6 protein-coding genes are annotated in these 5,217 nt (G+C 41.9%); 5 read left to right on the plus strand and 1 reads right to left on the minus strand.

The window, feature by feature from the left end:
* Nucleotides 1–33 precede the first annotated feature (33 nt).
* The 4 genes from LC574_RS39225 to LC574_RS25480 all read left to right on the plus strand — a co-directional run bounded on the left by LC574_RS39225 (nucleotide 34) and on the right by LC574_RS25480 (nucleotide 3,498).
* Nucleotides 34–258, plus strand: coding sequence for a hypothetical protein (locus tag LC574_RS39225; RefSeq protein ID WP_368736733.1), 225 nt, complete (start codon nucleotides 34–36; stop codon nucleotides 256–258).
* 68 nt (nucleotides 259–326) lie between these two features.
* Nucleotides 327–1,364: an aspartate-semialdehyde dehydrogenase gene (locus tag LC574_RS25470; RefSeq protein WP_229456327.1), complete on the plus strand. Its 1,038-nt coding sequence runs from the start codon at nucleotides 327–329 to the stop codon at nucleotides 1,362–1,364.
* A gap of 1 nt (nucleotide 1,365) precedes the next feature.
* Entirely contained in the window at nucleotides 1,366–2,433 is a 1,068-nt protein-coding gene (locus LC574_RS25475; RefSeq protein WP_229456328.1) for a hypothetical protein, read from the plus strand.
* Nucleotides 2,434–2,466: 33 nt separating this feature from the next.
* Entirely contained in the window at nucleotides 2,467–3,498 is a 1,032-nt protein-coding gene (locus LC574_RS25480) for a DUF2817 domain-containing protein (RefSeq protein WP_229456331.1), read from the plus strand.
* Nucleotides 3,499–3,603: 105 nt separating this feature from the next.
* Here LC574_RS25480 and LC574_RS25485 read toward each other — a convergent pair whose 3' ends face one another.
* On the minus strand, nucleotides 3,604–4,278 hold the full coding sequence (locus LC574_RS25485; RefSeq protein WP_229456329.1) for a 2OG-Fe(II) oxygenase family protein: 675 nt from the start codon (nucleotides 4,276–4,278) through the stop codon (nucleotides 3,604–3,606).
* Nucleotides 4,279–4,578: 300 nt separating this feature from the next.
* Here LC574_RS25485 and LC574_RS25490 point away from each other — a divergent pair, with 300 nt between their 5' ends.
* Entirely contained in the window at nucleotides 4,579–4,923 is a 345-nt protein-coding gene (locus LC574_RS25490; RefSeq protein ID WP_229456330.1) for a hypothetical protein, read from the plus strand.
* The last annotated feature ends 294 nt before the right edge of the window (nucleotides 4,924–5,217 follow it).

A 5,217-nucleotide genomic window follows, 5' to 3' on the forward strand; every position in this document is an offset into this window, starting at 1 on the left:
AACATCCACAGTTGTTAATTAATTCACACTGGTATTGTATACATTTTGATGTATTCATCCTACCAAAAGCTCACGACACCAGCGATCGCAGTTCTCACCTTTGCAAATCCAGCTAGTGCAATGTTTAGTGATTACGTCATCTACAGGCATATTCTAGAGCCAATACAAGGAGTCGGCGTTGCACTCATCGTACTTGCGAGCCTGGCAGTGAATTTAAACTGGTCATTATTTCCAACTAACCTGATTTCAAAGATGTGAATTAATTAACAACTGTGGATGTTGAATCTAAAATCCTATCCACTACAAAGTTTTTATGGAGAAAGCCCATGCCAACTGTTCAAAAAAATCCTAGTGTCGCAATTGTCGGAGCCACAGGTATCGTCGGCACTACTTTCTTATCGCTGTTTGAGGAGCGCTCTTTTGAGTATTCCAACTTGCATTTAGTTGCTTCATCGCGCTCAGTCGGTCGTAGCTTAACTGTAAGCGGACACGATTATGAAGTTTGCGATTTGGCGGACTTTGATTTTACAGGTGTTGACATTGCTTTCTTTGCTGCTGGAACGCCTATTAGTCGTGAATGGGTCGGCAAGGCAGTAGAGCAAGGCGCACTTGTAATTGACAACACCAATGCGTTTCGGATGAACCCCGATACACCACTTGTTGTGCCGCAGGTAAACCGTCATCTTTTAGTAGAACGGCCTAAGAGCGGAATCATAGCTAATCCAAATTGTTCAACAATTCCGTTGGTACGGCTTTTACAGCCGATTGAACAGAGTTACCGCGTGAAGCGAGTAATTGTCAGTACATATCAATCTGCTTCTGGTCGAGGTGTTACGGGTATTGATGAACTCAAAAATGGTTCTCTACAAATTATCAAAACTCCATTAGAACCACCAGAAGCAAAGCGTTTTCCTGTGGCTTTGGCTTTCAATCTCATTCCTAGCATTGATGTGCTTCTTGATAACCACTTCACACTGGAGGAGCAAAAAATGCTTCAGGAGTCGCGGAAGATACTCAACCGTCCGGACTTAGACGTTTCTGCAACTTGTGTCAGAGTACCAGTTATTAATTGCCACTCAGAAGCAGTTTATTTTGAATGCGATCGCGACTTAGATCGCAATGATATCGTTGAATTGCTCCGTCATGCTCCAGAAGTGACAGTTTATGACGATGAAGCTACGCAAGGTTATCCGACACCACGAACTATAGATAATCCCGATCATATCCATGTTGGTCGAATCAGAATTGACCCCAATAATCCCAAAGCTGGATGGTTTTGGCTAGTTTCCGACAATCTTCGGATCGGTGCAGCTTTAAACGCAATCCAAATCGCCGAGGAGATGATTCAAAGGCAGGTGATTTAAAATGCAAATCCGCGTCCTCAAGTTTGGTGGGTCAACCTTTCAACGTAGTGCTGATTTCAACACCATTGCAGCATTTCTCAAATCTCGGCTTGAGCAAGATAGCGAGAAGCTTGTAGTGGTGGTTAGTGCAATGGCTGGTTTGACGGATGAATTTCATAAACTCGCTTTGGAAGTGAACACAAATCCATCACCACAAGCGCTTGACTCACTTCTTCCACTTGCTGATACTATCGGGGCAAATCTGCTTCGTTTAGCAGTCGAGGCAACAGATATTTCTGCGAAAGTACTGTCTGGCTATCAACTAGGTATTGTTACAGACTCCAACTTCTCTCATGCTTCGATCCAAAAAATTGATGGAGCAGTTTTAAAACAAGCACTGACAGAAGTTGATATTGTAGTAGTTCCTGGTGGTCAAGCAGTCGATGAACATAATCGTCTCACATTCCTTGGTAGAAACAGTTCTGACTTTACTGCTGTAATCCTAGCAGCAACACTTGAACTTGAAAGTTGCGAGATTTTTTCTGATGTCAGTGGAATTTACAGCGCTGATCCTAATCTCATCCAAAACACTAGACTTCTTGAGACTGTATCTTTTGACACCGCAATCAACTTTTCACTCAGCGGGGCAAAAGTCTTGCACTATAAATCAGTACAAGTTGCCAAAGATAAAGGAGTGCAAATCGTGTGTCGGCATAATCAGAATGATTATCGCATTGGAACGGTAATCGGTAATGGTAAGACATCAAAGGCGACCATACTCGATCCTCGGTCAATTGTCCTAGAGTTTGCGTCAAAACGAGATTTCGAGATTGCCAGACTTAAGCTACAACTAGCAAATATTCCTGTTATTTTAATCGAAGACCAAAAAGTGCCAATGCTTGTAGTTACTTGCGGTTTTTTTGATGCTGTCAAGTTCTTAGCTGAGTCTGGTATTAACGCACATCGCCGAAATTCTCTGCTAATTAGTGAATTTAACGGTGATAGCTTAGTACTAAGGCATATTGTCAGTACTAATGAGGCGATCGCATTATGCCAAACAATCCACGATTGCTTGTATAAATATAGCTAAAGTCCAAAACTATCACAATCAAATGTGAATAAAATGGATGATATTTACTTTTGGTTTTCTCAAGACTACGCCCAAGCTCAAGAACGTTTCCAAAAAACAACGCATTTATTAGAACACGGAGCTATAGAAGTCAGCGATGGTCTGACCATCGACTGGGCTTGGTCGGGAGACCCCCAGTCTCCTCACGTCCTTGTCTTTAGTAGCGGACTCCACGGCATTGAGGGATTTGCTGGTAGTGCTGCTCAACTTTATTTGCTGTCTCTTAACCCTGAAATCTCTACACTTTGGCTGCATGTACTCAATCCTTGGGGAATGGCAAATCTGCGACGCGTGGATAGCGCAAACGTAGACCTGAATCGTAATTTTCTCGCAGAGGAAAACGAGTATCAAGGCGTACATCCCACTTATAGTCTCCTCGATCCTCTGCTGAATCCACCTTCGCCACCAACAAGGGATTTCTTTTTATTGCAAGTCATGCAAGCAGTGCTTCAACATGGCTACGAGAACGTGAAAAATGCTGTGGTGACTGGGCAATATGAATATCCCCAAGGTTTATTCTTTGGTGGTAAATCGTTACAGCTTGGGTTGTCTCGACTATTATTATTTCTCGACAAGACGCTGAGTCACCGAGAAAGAATTGTACACGTTGACCTGCACAGTGGTCTCGGTAAGTTTGGCGAGATATCTTTGCTACTTGAAGGAGAGTCTAATCCAGAGCAAGTCGCACGAGCGCAGCGTGCGTTTGGCTCTAGGTTGAAAAGCCGTTACGATCGCAAAGGTGGCTACCTTGTCCGTGGTGGCTTTACCCGCACTCTGGCTCAACGCCTTCAGGGTGTCCGCTACGATGGGATTACGTGTGAGTTTGGCACCTATAATATGCTCCATGTTTTAGCTGCGTTACGCAACGAGAATCGACTGTATCACTATGCACAAACAAACTTGTTTGCTCCCTCCAAGCAGCCATTGCTAGAAGTGTTTTCGCCCTCCGCTCTAACATGGCGTAATCAGGTTTTATTACATGCAATAACAGTTTATAAACAAGCCTGTGTAATGTTGAAAGATTAGAATTATATTACTGCTGATTCTTTTGCGTTGGCACTATCGGGGACAAAGATTACCAGAGAATAGAGGCGATCGCCTTTTGTGTAGGAATTGGATTTTTACTATCGACTAAGCACCTGCATCAAGATTGTGAAAAAAAGTAATCCTGAGAGCCAATCGGCACTGTAGTGCAGTCGATGCTACTGGAGTTACCATGTGCCAGGAATTATCTGAGCGCACAATTACAGCCGAAAACTGGTTCAGTGGTGCAATATCTTGGAAGACAGATTCTGGTTTTTCGTCCAAGAGAATTCGCAAACAACCACCCCAATCCATAGACCATTGTTCATTGAAAAATAGCAAATGAGTCAAAGCTTTTGATGGTTCATCAGTATGAGGGCGATGACAGTGACCTAAATTATATCGACGAAACCCAATCACCATTGCACAGTCTTTCAATTCTACCCCAGACATCTGTGTTAAGGCTTGGCGGTAAGCAGGTGTCCACAATTCTTCTATCACTTGTCGCCAAATACTGCTCTTATTACCAAGATTAGAAGATAATCTTCCTTGTGCAATGCGATCGCGCCAACGATCTGACAACTCAGGGCTGGCGCGATCGCAAAACTTGTACATCAAAGCAATATCCTCATTACTAGCAAGCATATCACTCCAAAGATACCCATATCCTTCCCCCATTGATAAGCGAAACTGTTCCTGGGGAAAGCTGGCAGCAAGTTCCAAGCTAGCTGCTTTGGGCAACAAATTCTCTATCACAGCATAACTGTATGGAACTGATTGCATTGTTGTATAATGAATGGCATCTAAATTTAGCATTCTTAATCTTCTTTGGATTATGTTTGTAATTTACACTATCTGTATGATTGCTAAATTCAGGCTTAATATTATAAGTCAATAGTTTTCAATTTCAGCATTTAACTAATTTTAGCGACTGAGGTATATATTCTTTATTAACAAAGTTATTTTTTTACCAACTATTTGGGACAATAGTATTAATTATTACAATTCCTACAACTGAATGAGATTAGGTTGAGTGGGAATCTTGATTGAGCTATTTATTTATCAGCCGATCATAAAACTAAAATGAGTGTTTTCTTCTCAGATGAGGCGATTGCTAGGTTAGTTCAGGAAGATGTTCCCTACCTAGATTTGACAACCTACGGACTTGGCATTGGCAAGCAACCTGGTAAAATCGAGTTTTCTACCCGTCATCCGATGACCATTTGCGCTACTGAAGAAGCAGCCAGAGTATTAAAAAGCTTCATGTTCAAAACCTCGCCCGCAAGTGGCGCGAAAAAATCCTTGTATCTCAAGGTAGGTAAAAACCCCACCCCTAGTGTCGGGCTGAGTTTAATTGCGAATGGGCGAAAAAGCGAATTGCGAATTGGATTTATTTGGTCTATTAGTTGTATACATGGAGGAGTCTAGTCGCTGGATGGTTTTGCTTCAACTATAGTGTCGGGACAACTACAACCCTTTTCCACAAATCGGACAGTTTTCCAATTTACAGGTGAGTTTCACTTTTAAACGGTTTATTAGCTTGATATAGCAATCCTAAATCAGTTGTGAAAATCAATCATACATAAATATTTTGGAAAAATTGGTTCTTGCGTTGGTTTTATGGTAGAGCATTAAAATCGCAGTTTTATAGAAAGGCTCAAAAACTTAAAACCCAGTCACAGCAATAAATCTAGCCTATCTTTAGGTTTTATTTATTATTCT

Origin of the sequence: Nostoc sp. CHAB 5715, assembly GCF_020829685.1 — a bacterium.
Classification (GTDB): Bacteria; Cyanobacteriota; Cyanobacteriia; order Cyanobacteriales; family Nostocaceae; genus Nostoc.

Bases quoted from the DNA above. Each gene is read 5' to 3' on its own strand.
- LC574_RS25470 (WP_229456327.1), top strand. From the start codon at position 327: ATGCCAACTGTTCAAAAAAATCCTAGTGTCGCAATTGTCGGAGCCACA.
- LC574_RS25475 (WP_229456328.1), top strand. From the start codon at position 1,366: ATGCAAATCCGCGTCCTCAAGTTTGGTGGGTCAACCTTTCAACGTAGT.
- LC574_RS25480 (WP_229456331.1), top strand. From the start codon at position 2,467: ATGGATGATATTTACTTTTGGTTTTCTCAAGACTACGCCCAAGCTCAA.
- LC574_RS25485 (WP_229456329.1), bottom strand. From the start codon at position 4,278: ATGCAATCAGTTCCATACAGTTATGCTGTGATAGAGAATTTGTTGCCC.
- LC574_RS25490 (WP_229456330.1), top strand. From the start codon at position 4,579: ATGAGTGTTTTCTTCTCAGATGAGGCGATTGCTAGGTTAGTTCAGGAA.